The 16,513-nt window shown below is 70.4% G+C and carries 10 protein-coding genes; 3 read left to right on the top strand and 7 right to left on the bottom strand.

The window, feature by feature from the left end; all coding sequences use genetic code 11:
• Nucleotides 1-638 precede the first annotated feature (638 nt).
• Entirely contained in the window at nucleotides 639-3,980 is a 3,342-nt protein-coding gene (locus ACFXOA_RS12200) for a LamG-like jellyroll fold domain-containing protein (protein WP_385025580.1), read from the top strand.
• Between the two features lie 328 nt (nucleotides 3,981-4,308).
• Here ACFXOA_RS12200 and ACFXOA_RS12195 read toward each other — a convergent pair whose 3' ends face one another.
• The 5 genes from ACFXOA_RS12195 to ACFXOA_RS12175 form a co-directional block, all read right to left on the bottom strand.
• Nucleotides 4,309-5,466 (bottom strand): pyridoxal-phosphate dependent enzyme, encoded by a 1,158-nt coding sequence (locus ACFXOA_RS12195; protein WP_385025577.1) that lies wholly within the window; start codon nucleotides 5,464-5,466, stop codon nucleotides 4,309-4,311.
• 80 nt (nucleotides 5,467-5,546) lie between these two features.
• Nucleotides 5,547-6,269 (bottom strand): 2-phosphosulfolactate phosphatase, encoded by a 723-nt coding sequence (locus tag ACFXOA_RS12190; protein WP_385025574.1) that lies wholly within the window; start codon nucleotides 6,267-6,269, stop codon nucleotides 5,547-5,549.
• A gap of 292 nt (nucleotides 6,270-6,561) precedes the next feature.
• Nucleotides 6,562-7,011 (bottom strand): GrpB family protein, encoded by a 450-nt coding sequence (locus ACFXOA_RS12185; protein WP_385025571.1) that lies wholly within the window; start codon nucleotides 7,009-7,011, stop codon nucleotides 6,562-6,564.
• Between the two features lie 20 nt (nucleotides 7,012-7,031).
• Nucleotides 7,032-7,424, bottom strand: coding sequence for a hypothetical protein (locus ACFXOA_RS12180; protein ID WP_385025568.1), 393 nt, complete (start codon nucleotides 7,422-7,424; stop codon nucleotides 7,032-7,034).
• Between the two features lie 386 nt (nucleotides 7,425-7,810).
• Entirely contained in the window at nucleotides 7,811-8,830 is a 1,020-nt protein-coding gene (locus ACFXOA_RS12175; protein ID WP_385025565.1) for a LacI family DNA-binding transcriptional regulator, read from the bottom strand.
• Nucleotides 8,831-9,034: 204 nt separating this feature from the next.
• On the opposite strand from ACFXOA_RS12175, the gene ACFXOA_RS12170 reads away from it, so the two are divergent.
• Entirely contained in the window at nucleotides 9,035-9,886 is an 852-nt protein-coding gene (locus ACFXOA_RS12170) for a phytanoyl-CoA dioxygenase family protein (RefSeq protein ID WP_385025954.1), read from the top strand.
• A gap of 58 nt (nucleotides 9,887-9,944) precedes the next feature.
• Here ACFXOA_RS12170 and ACFXOA_RS12165 read toward each other — a convergent pair whose 3' ends face one another.
• Together ACFXOA_RS12165 and ACFXOA_RS12160 are read right to left on the bottom strand one after the other, a co-directional pair.
• Entirely contained in the window at nucleotides 9,945-12,296 is a 2,352-nt protein-coding gene (locus tag ACFXOA_RS12165) for an AbfB domain-containing protein (protein ID WP_385025562.1), read from the bottom strand.
• A 79-nt stretch (nucleotides 12,297-12,375) separates the two neighbouring features.
• Nucleotides 12,376-14,820 carry an RICIN domain-containing protein gene (locus ACFXOA_RS12160; RefSeq protein ID WP_385025559.1) on the bottom strand — a complete coding sequence of 815 codons (2,445 nt, stop codon included), beginning with the start codon at nucleotides 14,818-14,820 and terminating at the stop codon, nucleotides 12,376-12,378.
• Nucleotides 14,821-15,289: 469 nt separating this feature from the next.
• On the opposite strand from ACFXOA_RS12160, the gene ACFXOA_RS12155 reads away from it, so the two are divergent.
• Nucleotides 15,290-16,375: an ABC transporter substrate-binding protein gene (locus ACFXOA_RS12155; RefSeq protein ID WP_385025556.1), complete on the top strand. Its 1,086-nt coding sequence runs from the start codon at nucleotides 15,290-15,292 to the stop codon at nucleotides 16,373-16,375.
• Nucleotides 16,376-16,513: the final 138 nt, after the last annotated feature.

Raw genomic sequence — 16,513 nt, 5'->3', positions numbered from 1 at the left:
GAGTCGCGGGGCAGGGGCACCGGCTGTGTTCTGCCTGTGCGTCAAGTCCGGTGACCCGCGAGTCCCGGCGCGCGTGCACGGCGCCCGTGCCGGCCGGATCCGTCCGGGGCATTCCCTCCAGCGCCTCGGGCGCCTACGCTCGGCTCCGAATCGATCATCGGTGTCGCCGTCGTGCGGGGTGACAACGTTGTCTAAGCGGAGAGGACCGCTACGGCGCACGGAGCCGCGGCCGCACTGTCCGCAGCCGCCCCCCTTGGCGGGCCGTGCCGGACCGGCTGTGGGGAGAAGCGGCCCTGACCGGTGGCGCGGGAGGATGCGACACATCCGTACATCACGAGGGGTGTCCGGCGTGGCGGCCCAGGGCCGAGCCTGCGGCCGGCCGCTCCGTGGGGCGTCGCCGGCCTCTCGGCAAACCTCCGACCCGGCGACGTATCGGCTGCCGGACCTGGGGATCTGCCGAAGTGGCGTACGGCGGAGGGGTGTCAGGAGTGCCGGTGTGCGGCCAGGGGCCGCTCGCCGGGGCTGGTGTGCCCAGGGGGCGGCGGTGTTGGGTGAGCAATCTTTCTATCGTTGAAAATTCTCCGTGCACGACCGTTGTCAGGTGTTTGAAGCTGTGGCTCAATGTTCGACTATGTGCAGTGCTCCGCGGTTCGGGGCACTTCGGCTTCTTCGACGAGGACGACGCCTTGATACGACAACTAGTCCGCCCCCGCACGCTTCTGAGAACTCTCGCCTGTACGGCGGCCCTCCTGCTCCCTGTTGGGGCGACCATGGTGCCGGCCGCTTCCGCGGCCCCCGCCACGGATGCCGCGGCGAGCGCCGGCGCCGGAGTTCCGACGTTCGTGAAGGGGAATCCCGCCACCGAGGTCCACGGCCTCAAGGGCGAGTACTTCGCGATGTCCGCTCCGGGCGCACGCGACTTCGCGAAGCTGGGCACCACGGCGCTGGACCCGGAGATCAACTTCCCCGGTCTGACGGGCGCGTTCGAGTCGGCCACCGGGAGGACGGAGAACACCACCGCCCGATGGACGGGCCAGATCCAGGCTCCCGAGGACGGTGACTACACCTTCTCCGCCATCGGGGACAACGGCTTCCGCCTCTTCATCGACGACAAGGCCGTCATCGACCACTGGGAGCCGGACTGGGACAAGGAGCAGACCAGCGCGCCCGTCACCCTGAAGGCCGGGGAACAGCACACGTTCCGCCTGGAGATGTTCCAGGACACCGGCGGGGCGAACATGTTCCTGCGCTGGTCGAGCGCGAAGCTCGCCAAGCAGATCGTCCCCGAGTCCGCCTTCACCCCGCCGGCCGATTTCGAGGTCTACCCGGTCGGACTGAGCGTCGCCGAGAACGGCACGAAGCTGCAGGCCACCTTCGACCACGAACTGAGCGGCGTCGACGCGGTGAAGGACCACCTCGCCGTCGAGGCGGACACCGTGCCGATGCCGGTGAAGTCGGTCGCCAGGGCCTCGAACGACCGCAAGTCGTTCATCGTCACCCTGGGCGCAGCGGTCCAGAAGAACCAGCAGGTCAGGTTCGCCTACGACGGCGAGGGCGGGCTGAGGAACGGCGACGAGACCGTCCCGGAGATCAGCCGCAGGGCGAAGAACCTCTCCACGCACCGGCTGACCACTCCGTGGGGCGACAAGGTCGACCCCAGGAACCCGCTGCCCGAGTACCCCCGCCCGCAGCAGGTGCGCGACGACTGGAAGAACCTCAACGGACCGTGGGAGTTCGCGGGAGCCGCCGCCGACGAGAAGCCGGTGTTCGGCAAGTCCCTCGACGAGCGCATCACCGTGCCCTACCCCGTGGAGTCCCAGCTCTCCGGACTGGAGCGCCACGAGGACCACATGTTCTACCGCAAGCTGGTCACCGTGCCGAAGAAATGGTCGGTGGGCAAGCGGAACAGTGACGACCGCCTGAAGCTCAACTTCGGCGCCGTCGACTACCACGCGACGGTCTGGGTCAACGGCAAGCAGGTCGCCGAACACAGCGGTGGCTACACCGCTTTCAGCGCCGACATCACCGACGCCCTCAAGGGCGGCGGCCCGCAGGAGATCATCGTCGCGGTCACCGACACCACCGGTGCCGACCAGCCCACCGGCAAGCAGTCGGCCAACCCCAGTGGCATCTTCTACACCGCCTCCTCCGGGATCTGGCAGACCGTCTGGATGGAGCCCGTCGCTCCCGCCTCCGTGGACTCGCTGAAGACCACGCCCGACATCGACAAGGGCCGGCTCGCGCTGACGGTCAACTCCGAGGACGCCTCGAAGTCCGCCCGGGTCACCGCTGTCGCCCGTGACAAGAAGGGCAAGGTCGTCGGGTCCGTGACAGGCCCCGCCAACAGTGAGCTGAGCCTGCCGGTCGCCAAGCAGCACCTGTGGTCGCCGGACGACCCGTACCTGTACGACCTCGAGGTCACGCTGAAGGACGGCCGTTCCAAGGACACCGTCGACAGCTACTTCGGCATGCGCTCGTTCGGTGTCGCCGAGGTCGGCGGCTACCAGAAGCTCGTTCTCAACGGGAAGCCGTTCTTCTCGCTCGCCCAGCTCGACCAGGGCTTCTACCCCGACGGCCTGAACACGGCGCCCAGTGACGCCGCGCTGGTCTTCGACCTGAAGGCCCAGAAGGACCTCGGCTTCAACTCCGTGCGCAAGCACATCAAGGTCGAGCCGGCGCGCTGGTACTACCACGCCGACCAGCTCGGGCTGCTGGTCTGGCAGGACTTCGTCTCCGGCAACATCACCGGCGAGAAGGGCCAGAAGGCATTCCTCGACCAGGGTGCCGAGATGATGGAGCAGCTGCACAACTACCCGTCCATCGGCGCCTGGATCGTCTTCAACGAGGGCTGGGGCGAGTGGGACCGCACCGAGACCGGCAAGATCACCGAGAAGGTGCAGGCCGCGGACCCGTCCCGGGTCGTCAACGCCCACAGCGGTGTCAACTGCTGCAACTCCAAGGGTGACAGCGGCAAGGGCGACATCATCGACCACCACGACTACAACAACACCGACCCCGCCTTCCCGGACGACACCCGCGCGGCGATGGACGGCGAGCACGGCGGCTTCACCCTCCGTATGCCCGGACACATGTGGCCGGGTGCGCCCACCGCGATCTACAGCGGTGTCGCCGACAAGGACGCGCTCACCGCGAAGTACGTCGACAACACCCGCACCTTCTACCTGGACGCGGCGCGCGCCGAACTCTCCGGCTCGATCTACACCCAGGTGACCGACCTGGAGAACGAGCTCAACGGCCTCTGGACGTACGACCGCCGTGAGATCAAGGTCGACCCCGCCAAGGTGCGGAAGATCAACCAGGAGGTCATCGCCGCAGGAGCCGCGGCAGGCGAGCGGGACGAACTCAAGGGCGGTGGCTCCTGGTCGCTCGACGAGAACAAGGGGACCAAGGCCGCGGACAGCGGTCCGAACCACAAGGACCTGACCCTCTCCGAGGGCACCTCCTGGACGCAGGGGGTCACGGGATCGGCGCTGAAGTTCGACGGCTCGGGCCAGTACGCCGAGACGGACGGCCCCGTGGTGGACACCACGGGTGACTACACCGTCTCCGCCTGGGCGTCGCTCGACGCGCTGCCGGGGAACTACGCGACCGTCGTCAGCCAGGACGGCCGCCGTCAGGAGAACCCCTTCTACCTGCAGTACGGGCAGGGCGGATTCGCCTTCTCCACCCCCGGCGCCCACCGCGCCCGGCTGGAGATCAAGCCCGAGACCGGCAAGTGGTACCACCTCGTCGGTGTACGCAGCGGTGACCAGATCAAGCTGTACGTCGACGGCAAGCTCGCCTCCACCGCCGAGGCGGGTTCCGCCGACGTGAGCTCCGGCCCGCTGGCCGTCGGCAGGGCCAAGTGGGGCGGCGCCGACACCGACTTCTGGAACGGATCGATCGACCAGGTGAAGGTGTACGACAAGGCGCTCACCGACCAGGAGGTGACCGCCCTCCACGACGGCGACCAGCCGTAGGGGGCTTCCCGCAGGACCGCTCCCGGCGACGCGTGCGACAGGCCGCGGCGCCGGGAGCCCTTGCGTCCCGGCTGCTCCGCCGCAGCCGAACGGATGCCGCCGGGGGAGGGGTGTGCGGCGAGCCGGCACACCGACGCTCCGGGGCCGGCGGCGCCATCCGATGCCACGTCAGGGGGCGTCGCATCTACCCTGACCGGGCTCGACGGGCAGGGTGGCGTAAGGGCGTAACGGCCTCCGGCTCGACGCTCAAGGACGGCGTACAGGCGTCCGGTTCGAGCGTCAAGGACGGCGTCCGGCCGGTGTCCGGGTGGCGCTTCGCCCGGTCTCCTCAGTTGGAGGGCGCGTCGAACACCGACGCCATCCTCTCCGCGGACTTCAGCCCGGCGCCGGTGAGCACGACCACGGTCGTCTGGCCCGGAGCGATGTCCCCGGTGGCGATGAAGTGATCGAGGGCCGCCGCGGCGACACTGCTCGTCGGCTCCGCGTACAGGCCCCGAGCGGCGAGCGCACGGACCGCTGCGCGGATCTCGTCCTCGGGGACGGCGTACGCGGCGCCCCGGGAGCGTTTGATCGCCTCCACCGCCTCGGGCAGCCGTACGGGGTGTGCGATGGAGGCGCCTTCGGCGATCGTCGGCATCCGCTCACCGCGGCCGGCCGGATCGGTGCCGCTCCAGGTGTCGGCGATCGTCGCCCAGTGCTCGGGCTGGCCGACGAACAGCCTCGGGCGCCTTTCGATCTGCCCTGAGTCGAGCAGCTCCCCGAACGCGATGTCGCACCCGATGATGTTGCTGCCCGCCCCGGCCACCAGGACGACGTTGTCGGGCGCACTGAAGCCGAGCGACTCCCACATCTCGTAGGCGATCGTCTTCGTGCCCTGGACGAACATGGGATGCCAGTTGTGGCTGGCATAGGGAATCCGCGCCGACTGCCGCATCGCCTCTGCCGAGACCTCGTCGCGGGTGCCTCCGACGAGTTCGATCTCCGCCCCGTACGCGCGGGCCTGGAGGATCTTGGCCGCCGAGGTGGCGGCAGGAACGATGATCTTCGCCTGGATGCCTGCCGCCGCGGCGTACGCGGCGACCGACGCACCGCCGTTTCCCGAACTGTCCTCGAGCACTCGGCGGGCGCCGTGCGCCGCCAGATGGGAGATCATGACCGACACCCCCCGGTCCTTGAAGCTGCAGGTCGGGTTGAACCACTCCAGCTTGAAGTGGACCTGCCTACCCGCCCACTTCAGCGGGATCATGGGTGTGCATCCTTCGCCCAGACTCACTCGTCGGGCGGCCGGGACGGGCAGTGCGCGGTGGTACCGCCAGAGGGACCGTTCGGCCGTGTCGATCCGGTCGGGGCGCAGCCCCGGCTGCGGACAGACCGAGAGAGGGCTGTGGTCCTCGCCGTGCCAGCGCGGGTCGTCCAGGCCGTAGCGGTTGCCCGACCGGTCGTACAGGTGGGGGGCGGGGGCTGCCGGTGGCTGTGCGGCGTTCATGGTCTGTTCCGGCTTTCCGTCGGGGAGCGGTCGGCGGGCCCTTCCCGTGGCCGCAGCCGTCGTGGCGGCATGCCCGACGATCACAGGGGCGGCGTGGCGAGCCCTTCGTGAACGGGGTTCCCGGGAGATGGCGGGGGGCACGGGCGCAGGACCATGAGCGAGTCCTCCACGGTCGCCACCATGGCGAAGGGGAACCGGTCGAGTTCCAGGCAGAGGGCGACGTCATCGGGGTGGACGCCCTGACGTATCCCCTGGGTGAGTTCGGCCGCGGCTCGCGACTCACCGGCCCGACGGAGGAAACCGTTGGCATCGGACTCTGCACCGGCGGCCCTGCCCGCGATGTACTGGGCGCACGCCAGGTCCTCGTCGGCCCGCCCTCCCTCGCCGGTGACGACGTAGGTGACCGCGTCGGCCGTACGCGCCCGCAGCAGCCGGGCCGTGGCCTCCGCGACCACGAAGGAGGCGCACAGTACGAGCGAGGCGTCCCTGACCGCGAGGGCACCGACCGTCCCCGCCGTGGTCTTCTGCACCACGGTCCGTCCGCCGAGGTCGAGGGATCTGAGCAGCCCGGGAGAGTTGACGGCGTCGAAACCTGGCGCCGCCGGACCGTCCTTGACGGCCAGCCACCCCGGGTGGCGGGCCTTGAGCGTGAGTGCCTCGGCCCGGGACTCGGCGAGCACGATCCTCTCGGCGCCCCGGCCGAACGCCCACGCTGCGACCGTGAAGGCACGCATGACGTCGACCACGACTGCCACGGACGGGGTCTCCACCAGATCGTCGATGCCGAGGAATTGAGCGTTCATCAGAAGGATCATCGCACATGCACGGCCGGAGGCGTCCGGGTTTCAGCCCCTCGCCGGCGCGAAGCCCGGAGGCCGTCGGCTGTCGGGCCGGGCGCGCCTCCGGCGCCCGGCCGGCGTTGAGCGCGGGCCGCTCCTCCGGCACACGACCCGGACGTGGACCGGGGCGGCCGCCGCGGACCGAAACGGCGGGCCACCGGCATTCGGTGGCCCGCCGGACGAGCGCCGGCCACCGCCCCTCGCGGGTGATCAAGGATCGGGCCGGAGGCGTGAGTGGCCCGCCGGGAGCGGCCCTTCATCCCACCGGGGGAACGCTCCAGCCGGTTTCCTCGGCCCACCGTTCGGCCGCCGCCATCAGTACCTCCGTGGCGGGGGCCTTGATCTGCCCGTAGTCCGACAGGTCCGGCACGCTCAGCGCCAGCCGCTGCTTGAACGCGCCCCACGCCCGGCAGGCGTTCCTGTCCGCACGCAGGAAGTCCCGGAACAGCAGGGCGAAGCGTGCGTTGGGTCCGCCGTCCACCCTCAGGTGCACGTTGCAGGCACGGGCGCCGGCCGGTGGGGCGAAGACGAGCTTGTGGCACCGCCTGCCGCCGGCGACCTCGACGCGGTTCCACGGCTCCGGGCGGCAGCGGAAGCCGATCCCGGCCAGCAGCGGTGCGTCCCGGGCCTCGTCGATCGACCTCATCCGCACCTGCACGTCGATGCAGTCCTTGGCCGGCAGGCCCGGAACGGAGGTCGACCCCACACGACAGTATGATCAGCAGGCTAGGCGCTCTCCAGAGCCTTGATCATGTGGTCCAGCTCCGGCGGCATGACTGCGATCAGGACCTCCCCATCGGACGAGTCGCATACCACGATCCGGGATCCCGGGTTGACCGCCACCGCCTCACGCAGTGAGGGCGAGCGCACCCCTGCCCGACACAGATCGGCCGGCAGAACGGCTTCCTGCGTACCGAAAGAGGGCTTCCAGACGAGGGGACCAGCACTGATCAGCAGGCGTCCGGCCCTCCAGCGAGAGCCCTGAGCAGACCACTTGAGCATGCACGGCACCCCAGCTGGCTTCCCGTCGGCTATCGCTGTCGACCTCTGCTGCTGCCTCCGGCGCATCAGCCATCCAATGAGGGCTGCAGCGACCACACCCATCGTCAGTTCGATCACGCTCGCATTCAAGCAGGCGGAGCTCATCACCGAACAGCAGGTCCTTGGGCCTTCAAGAACACCTACTGAAGTGTCAGCGCGGCGGTCAACGTCGCCAGGGCGGCCGGACCGGCCGTGTCAGCCTGTGGAGCGCAGGCAGGGCCGGGACTCGTCCCGGCGCCGCGGGGCGAAGCAGGAACCCGCCCGGCACCCCGGCCTCCAACGGCAGGGTAGGCGGGAATCGCCGCCCTTCAGAGCGGCGAGGATGTCAACTCCCGGACGGCTGCCCCCCGGCGACCGGCCTCGCGATCCGGGGCCGGTCCGGGCCGCCAGGCAGCCCGGTCCCGTGGCCGTGGCGGAATCCTGGGGACAGCCCGCAGGACACACGGAGATACCCCGGGGCGGCGTCACGCGGGGGAGGGCACGGGGGGCGTGCTCTCCCGTGCCAGCACGCGATGCGGAACCACGATCCGGCGGCCGGGCATGGCCTCGAACCTGCCCAGGACACGCTCGGTCAGGCACTGCACCGCCCGCTCGGCGATCTGCTCGCGGTCCGGGGCGATCGTGGTGAGCGACGGAGTGGCGAAGCGGCCGTCCTCGATGTCGTCGAATCCCACCAGCGCCAGGTCCCCGGGCACCTCGATGCCTCGTTCGAGGGCGACGCGCAGGGCGCCCAGGGCGAGTTCGTCGCTGAAGCAGAAGACGCCGTCGACGGGACGGGGCCCGTCCAGGAGCGCCCGCAGCGCCCGCGCCCCCTCGGCCCGGTGGAGATCGGACACCTCCATCTCGGCCACCGGGCTCATCCCGGCCTCGCGCAGCGCCTGGCGGAAGCCCTCGGCTCGCAGTTCGGCCGTGCCGTGTCCGAGCCCCGGCTGCAGGCCGATCGCCGCGATACGGCGCCGGCCGCCCGCGACGAGATGGCGGGTGGCGTCCCTCGCGGCCGCCACGTTGTCCAGGGCCACGTGGTCGATGTCCCCGTCCGGCTCCAGCTCGCCCAGCACGACGAGGGGGAGTCCCCCCGCGATCGAGGACAGGCGGGACGGCGACGTCGACCACGGGCTGATGATCATCCCGTCCACCTGATGCCCCTCGGAACCGTCGAGCAGGCGCCGCTCCAGATCCGCGCGTCCTCCGGTCCTCTCCAGCAGCACCGTCCAGCCGCGTTCCCGCGCCGCGTCGATGAGGAGGCCGGCCAGCGCGCCGAAGTAGGGGGAGTGGATCTCGGGCACGACCACGCCGATGAGCCCGGTGCGGCCCTGCCGGAGGTTGCGGGCGGCGAGGTTGGGCCGGTAGCCCAGCTCCGCCACAGCCGCGAGCACCCGGGCGCGGGTGTCCGGCGCGACGGCCGCGGCGTTGCTCACCACGTTGGAGACGGTCCGGACGGACACACCGGCGAGCGCGGCCACGTCCTTGAGTCTCGCTGCCATCGTCGGTGACTCCTCGTCTCCCGGGCGAGGCATCCGGTCCGCCGCGCCCCTGCGCCGAGCACCGTAACAGCACCGCGCCGTCATCCTGAGCCGACCCCATTGCCTCGTTGCCTGCAACGTTGCAAAATGATCCGCGGCAGGGCCGGGGAGGAGGAATCCCGGCTGTCCGCCGTCCCGCCGACCGCCGACGAGAGGACCATCGTCATGCCTGAAGCAGCCCCCGCCGCACCCGGACCCGCCACGGCCGCACCCGACATCGCCACGGCCGTCCGGGATCTGTACACGGCCGGGATCACGGCCCGCCGGGGTGCCTTCACGTCCGAGTGGGCAGACGCGATGCGTGAGGACATAGAGGCCGCCTTCGCCGAGGCACGCGGCAGGGAGGGCGGTGCTGTGGGCCGCGGACCGCACCGGTACTACGTGGAGATCCACCCGGAGCAACTGCGGGGCTTCGTGGACCTGGTGGACCATCCGTGGGTGCGTGCGGTGTCGGAAGCCGTCCTCGGGGCGGACTACCGCGTCGTGGAGCTGGGCTTCGACGTGCCGCTCGCCGGGGCGGTGGACCAGCCCTGGCACCGGGACTTCCCCATGCCCCCCGAGACCAGGCACCACCGCCGCCTCACCTCGCTCGCCTTCAACCTGACCGCCGTCGACACGCGTGAGGACATGGGCCCCTTCGAGATCGCGCCGGGCACCCAGTGGGACGACGACGCCCGGTTCGACCACGCGATGTTCCCGCCCAGCGACGCTCGTGCGCGCTATACCGGTCTGGCCGAACGCAAGTACCCGCGGCGCGGGGACATCTCGGCCCGCTCCGCGCTGACGGTCCACCGGGGCACGGCGAACCGGTCCGCCGACCCGAGGCCGGTCCTGGTGCTGGGCGTCGACGCCCCGGGCGCGGGGAACGACGCCCAGCACGACATGGCGGTGACCCGCGCGTACCGGGACTCGCTTCCCGGCCGGGTCAGGGCACGCCTGCACTGTCCCGTCGTGGAGGAGCTGACCCCCATCGTCCAGAAGCACACCATCGAAGGGCTGGTGATGGGGGAGGCCTGACACGTCCGAGCCCGGCGCCGGCCCCTGCGGGCCGTGCGCCGGGCTCGGCGGGGTCACCTCAGGGCGCCCAGGGAGCGTCCACCGACCAGGTGGTGTCCTCGGTGAAGGTGGCCGGGTTGTCCCAGGCGTGACCGCCGCCCGGAGTCGCCAGCCACACCTCGGAGCCGATGTGACGCATGTAGCTGCCGGGCAGGTTCACGCTGGAGAGCCTCACCCCGCCCGTGCCCGCGAGTGCGCACCAGGTGGCATCGGCCTTGAAGAGGGCCGAACCGTCACTCGCGTCGCGGCGGACCCGGAAGTCCCGGTGGCGGAGGTACTCACCGGGGTAGTTGCGGGACTCGAACGAGTAGCAGTTGCTGTTCGCCAGGCCCGTGACGACCTTCCAGGTGGCGTCACTCTTCAGCAGCGCGCTGCTGCCGCTGTCGACGACCGCGGTGTAGGCGAGCGCCTCCGAGTGGCGCAGGTACTTGTTCGTGTGACCGGGGGTGGTGACCCGGAGCGACTTGTACTGCCCGGTGGGCAGGGTGACGGGAGGCGCCGGGGTCTTCGACGCCTGGATGAGGGCCTGGTTGGCGGCCTTCACCCGCGCCGTGTCCACCTTGACCACCTGGCGGTCGTAGGTGAGCAGCCCGTTGGCCTCGTTCTCCACGTCGGTGATCTCCGTGTAGACGGAGGCGGAGAGCCCTGCCGGCAGCTGGCCGATCCGGATGGCGTCGAGCAGCCCCACGAGGCGGTTGTTCAGGGCGGAGACGCTCGCCTGGTCCTCGTAGCTGAAGCCGCCGCCCGGGTACCACTCGTGGCCGGAGACCTTCCACCCCAGGCCCCCGAACTCGCCGAGCACGGCCGCCCGGGTCGCCGTCGGCGCGGTGTTGCCGGGGCCGACGTAGATGTGGTTGTCGACCACGTCGCCGTTGCCGCCGTCCACGGAACCGCAGCAGTTGACCCCGCTCATGTTGTTCACCAGCCGGGACGGGTCGTAGGCCTTGACCTCGGTGGCGATCCTGGCCTGGTCGTACTGCCCCCAGCCCTCGTTCTGGTTCACCCACATGACCAGGGAGGGCGAGCTGCGGTGCTGGTCGATGATCGCGTGGTACTCCGCCTCCCACTGGGTCCGGGCCGCACCGTCAGGGGTCTTGCCGGTGTCCATCGCCGGCATGTCCTGCCAGACGAGCAGGCCCAGCTTGTCCGCCCAGTAGAACCAGCGCTGCGGCTCCACCTTGATGTGCTTGCGGACCATGTTGAAGCCCAGGTCCTTGTGGGCCTGGAGGTCCGACCTCAGTGCGGCGTCGGTCGGAGCCGTGTAGATGCCGTCGGGCCAGTAGCCCTGGTCGAGCGTGCCGGTCTGGAAGACGAACTTCCCGTTGAGGACGGGGCGCAGGATGTTGTCGACCTTGGCCACGGCGATGGACCGCATGCCGGCGTAGCTGCCGACCGAGTCGACCACGGACGAGCCGTCGAGCAGCTCGGCCCGTACGTCGTAGAGGAACGGGTCGTCCGGGCTCCACAGCCGGGGGTTCGGCACGGACACGGAGATGTCGGCCCCGGGCGCGCCCGTCGCCGTGCCCACGACCGTGCCACCGCTGGAGACGGTGACCCGTGCGGTCCGTCCCGACGCTCCCGCGGCCTGCACCTTCACGCGCAGGGTGCTGTTGCCGAGGTTCGGCGTCATGTCGAGCCGCGTGACGTGCGCCGCGGCGACCGGCTCCAGCCATACCGTCTGCCAGATGCCCGAGGCCGCGGTGTAGAAGATCCCACCGCCCGAGTGCGGGTTGACGTCGTTGATCCGCTGCTTGCCGACGGCCTGGCCACCGGTCTGCGTCGGGTCGTACACGGAGACCACGACCGTGTTCGTCCCACCGTTCAGCTGGGGCGTGATGTCGTACGAGAACGCGTCGAAGCCGCCCTTGTGGGCGCCGACCTGGGTGCCGTTGACCCAGACCGTGCTCTGCCAGTCCGAGGCCCCGAAGTTGAGCACGACGCGGCGGCCGTTCCAGTTCGACGGGACGGTGAAGGTGCGCTTGTACCAGAGCTTGTCGTTCTCGGTGATCTTCCGCTTGATGCCCGAGAGCGCGGACTCGGCGACGAACGGGACCCTGATCTGCTCGGAGAACGAGGCGGGCTGTCCCGCGTCGCGGCCGGTCACGGCGAAGTCCCAGATGCCGTTGAGATTGGCCCAGTCGGGCCGGGTGAGCTGGGGGCGCGGGTACTCGGGCAGCGGGTTGTCGACGGACACCTGGTTCGTCCAGGGCGTCGTCATGGGGGAGGGTTTGGGAGCCCAGGCGGTGGGTGCCGCCGCGGCGGGACCGGCGCCGGCTCCCACGACCGCGGTCGCGAGCAGGGCCAGCAGTCCGGTGCCCGAGACTAACCGTCTCCACCATGTACGGGTGCGTGGTGCGGGTGCGTGCTGCATTCCTGGAACTCCTCCGGGAGGAAGGGCTCCCCGCACCAGGGCGGTGCGGGGAGTGGTACGCCTGAGGTGCGGAACCGGGTCAGACGAGCCGCCAGAGGTGGTCGGCCGTGCCGTTGTCGTCGAACTGCACGACATGGGCGCTGTCGGCGGTGGACATGCCGTCCACCCCGAGGACCTTGTCCGAGTTCCGGTTGCGGATGCGGTACCAGCCGTCGCCGTTCGCCACGAGCTGCCAGAGGTGGTCGGCGGTGTCGTTGTCGTCGAACTGCACGACGTGGGCGCTGTTCGCCGTCGACATCAGGTCGACACCGAGCACCTTGCCGGAGTGCTGGTTGCGGATGCGGTACCAGCCGTCGCCGTTCGCCACGAGCCGCCAGAGGTGGTCGGCCGTCCCGGTGTCACCGAACTGCACGACGTGGGCGCTGTTCGCCGTCGACATCCCGTCCACACCGAGCACCTTGCCGGAGTTCCGGTTGGCGATCCGGTACCAGCGGTCCGCCAGCCAGGGTGCGGCGTCGGGGCTCACCGTCGGGAAGGACGTGATCCGCAGACGGGCCGCGCCCATCGGGACGAGGGTGACCTCCTCCACCGGTTCGGTGCTGCGGGCGGGGCTCTGCTGCAGCGGGGCCACCACGTGCTCGTCGTCGGCGCCCCACTCGGGGATGCGGCGGGCGCGGGCGGTCATGAGGAGCGGCGTGTTCTCCAGGGTGAACGGGTTGTCGCCCGGGGCCCGGCCCGTGGCGCGGCGGTGCAGCGAGTACGCGGGCCGGGCGCCGTCCAGGACCAGGCCGTAGTTCCACGGGGTGGTGGCGTGGACCGCGTACTCCGGGAACCGGTCGGTGCCGCCGATGCGTTCGTACGACTCACCGATGCGCAGCGAGTAGGTCAGCGGCCCGTGGTCCACGCTGACCGAGCCGTGGTTGTCCGTCCAGGTGCGGACGGTGGTCCGCTGGGGGAGCCGCAGGGTGACCTTGTCGCCGTCGTGCCAGGTCCGCTCGATCCGGGTGAAGGCGGGACCGGCCGGGGCGGACACCCGCTTGCCGTTCACGCGGACGTCCGGCTCGGCGCACCACGCGGGAACCCTCAGGACCAGCGGGAAGGCCAGCGGCTCCGGGGACCTGAGGGACAGGGTGACGGTGTCCGTGAACGGGTAGTCCGTCTCCTCGGTGAAGGTGACCTCGGTGCCGCCGGCGACCTTCGCGGTGACCTCGCAGGCCGCGTACATCGCCGCGGCGAGACCGCCGTCCGGCGTGGCGAGCCAGAGCTCCTCGGTGAAGTAGGGCCAGCCCATGCCGTAGTTGTGGGGGCAGCAGCGGTACTGGTCGACGCCCGGCAGGAAGGCCTGCATGGCGAAGCCGTTCTGGAACTGCCGTTCCTTCTTGGGGACGTTGTCGAGGTCGACGCTGTTGGCGCTGGTGACGTAGTGGATCGCCTTGCCGGACGGGTCGAGGGATGCGGGCAGCGAGTTGAAGGCCAGCTCCTCGCAGCGGTCCGCCCAGAGGGGATCCCCGGTGACACGGGTGAGCAGCTGGTGGCTCGCCATGAACTCGACGATCCCGCAGGTCTCGAAGCCCTGCCGGGGGTCGCCGTGGCCGGGCCTGGCGTTCTCGTCCCCGGCGAATCCGCCGCCCGGGAACTGCCCGTACGCGTCCATGGCCTTGGCGTACGTGCCGTAGGTGTCGCGGGTGTCCTGGGCCGAACCGCTGCGCAGCGCGTACTGGGCGGGTTCGCGGAAGCCCTGGGCGATGTTGACGTTGTGCGGGTTGACGAGGTTGTCGCCCCAGTCGGCGCCGTACCGGTGGATCTTGTCGGCGAGGTCCAGCAGGAAGGTGTCCCCGGTGCGGTTGAACAGCCAGTAGACGCTGTCGAGTCCGTCGCCCCAGCGGAGGGCGATCCAGCTGGTGTCGAACGCGCCGGGACCCTGGGCGTTCATGTAGCGGAAGAACCTGCTCAGGAACGGGATGATCCGGGTGTCCCCGTCGTACTCCTGCCAGGAGCGCAGGGCCTGGACCAGGGGCAGGAAGGGCCAGAAGTCCGGACCGCCGTTCAGCGAGGTGCGCAGGGCCTTCGGGCCGAAGAAGCCGTCGGACTGCTGGGTGGTGAGTACGGCGTCGATCCAGCGCCGGGCGCCGGCCAGGGCCGCCGCGTCGCCGGTGACGATCGCGAGGTCCGTGTATCCGCGCAGCCAGTAGGGGACTTCCTCCCAGCCGCCCTTGTCGGGGCGTACCCAGCCGGACTCGCCGAAGTCGAGGAAGTGGGAGAACTCCTCGTACCGGCCGCACAGTCCGTCCAGCTGCATCCGGAGCTGGCCGGCGAGCCAGCCACGGGCCACGACCCGGCCGGGCGGCAGCTTCAGGAACGCCGTCGGACGGAGCGGGGCGGCGTTGGGGGCGTAGTGACCGCCGTGCGCGGGGGCCATCACCCCCTCGGCTGCGGTCGCGGTGGTGGCCCATCGGCCGGCCGCCGTGGTCGCGGCGACGGTGGCGATGCCGCCGGCCATCAGTTGCCTGCGGTTCAGTGGCATGTGTGGGGCTCCGCTTCTGCTCTGCCGGGCGTGTGTGGGGGTGACCGGCCCGGACCGGGCCGGCGCATGGCGAAGGAGGCCGCCGCGTCCGGTCCGGTCGGCGCGACAACTCATATGCAACGTTGGAAAATTGATGTCGGCGGTATGACAGCACGCGGTCATGCCGGTGTCCAGAGGTGGCGCAGCACCTGGTGCCGGCCGGCCTCCCTGAGCGGCGTGCCGGGTCGCGACACATTTTGGAAACGCAGCCACAACTCTCTTGCCGCTGGCGCCGACTCGCCTATATAACGTTGTAAACCGAGCCGCCGAGAGGCCGCAAAAGCCCTCGCGAACACCGATTTCCGCTGCTGGAAGCCGGTTTCGTGAGGGGCACGTCGTCGTCCGCCGCCGAGCGGCTGACGCACCCTCCCGCCATGCCCGACCGCACGCCGCACGGTGTGCCGTCACCTCGCCAAGGAGCGTCCCGCGCATGATGACCCAGCGTCGATCCCGTACCCTCGCAGCGGCCTGCCTGCTCGCCGCCACCGCCACGCTGGCCGTTTCCGGCTGCTCCAAGTCGGAGACCGCGGACAACGCGGGTGGTGACAGCAGCCAGGGCGCGCAGGCGGCCAAGACGCCCGAGGCGTCCTCCGGAGCGGGCTGCTCCCTGAAGACCTACGGCGCACCCGAGATCGACCTCAAGAACGCGGTGGTCGGCTTCTCCCAGTCGGAGAAGGAGGCGAACCCGTTCCGTATCGCCGAGACGCAGTCCATCAAGGACGAGGCCGCCAAGATCGGCGTCAAGAAGCTGCTGACGACGAACGCCCAGTCGCAGCTGTCCAAGCAGATCAGCGACATCCAGGACATGCTGTCCCAGGGCGCCCAGTTCCTGATCATCGCCCCGCTCAACTCCGACGGCCTGGAGCCGGCGCTCAAGGCCGCGGCGGCGAAGAAGGTGCCCGTCCTCACGATCGACCGCAAGGTCAACTCCACGGCCTGCAAGGACTACGTCGCCTTCCTCGGTTCCGACTTCGTCGAGCAGGGCAAGCGCGCGGCCGACGCGATGATCAAGGCAACCGACGGCAAGGGCAAGGTGGCCATCCTCCTCGGCGCCTCCGGCAACAACGTCACCACCGACCGGACCAAGGGATTCGTCGACCAGATCAAGGCGAAGGCGCCCGGTATCGAGATCGTCGCCCAGCAGACCGGCGAGTTCGCCCGTGACAAGGGCCAGCAGGTCATGGAGCAGCTGATCCAGTCCAAGCCCGACATCACCGCCGTCTACGCGGAGAACGACGAGATGGGCCTCGGCGCGGTCACCGCGCTCAAGGCCGCCGGCAAGAAGCCCGGCAAGGACGTCAAGATCGTCTCGGTCGACGGAACCCGCAACGCCGTGCAGGCCGTGGTGAACGGCGAGTACAACGCCGTCATCGAGTCCAACCCCCGCTTCGGCCCCCTCGCCTTCGCGACCGCCCAGAAGTTCTACGGCGGCGAGGAGATCCCCGAGAACGTCATCATCAGCGACCGCGCCTACGACGAGACCAACGCCAAGGAATCGCTCGGCGGGGCGTACTGACCGGCTCCTGAAACCGACGGCCCGGCCGCCGTGGGCGCGCGTCCTCGCGCCGCCCCCGCCCCCGCCCGCCCCCCCCCGGACAGGCGGGATGACAAACCACACACACCCACCCACCCCCACACCGACGCCAGCCCCCGC

The organism is Streptomyces sp. NPDC059166 (assembly GCF_042755185.1).
In the GTDB taxonomy this organism is placed as follows: domain Bacteria; phylum Actinomycetota; class Actinomycetes; order Streptomycetales; family Streptomycetaceae; genus Streptomyces.
This window is presented reverse-complemented; position numbering and strand designations above follow the sequence as displayed.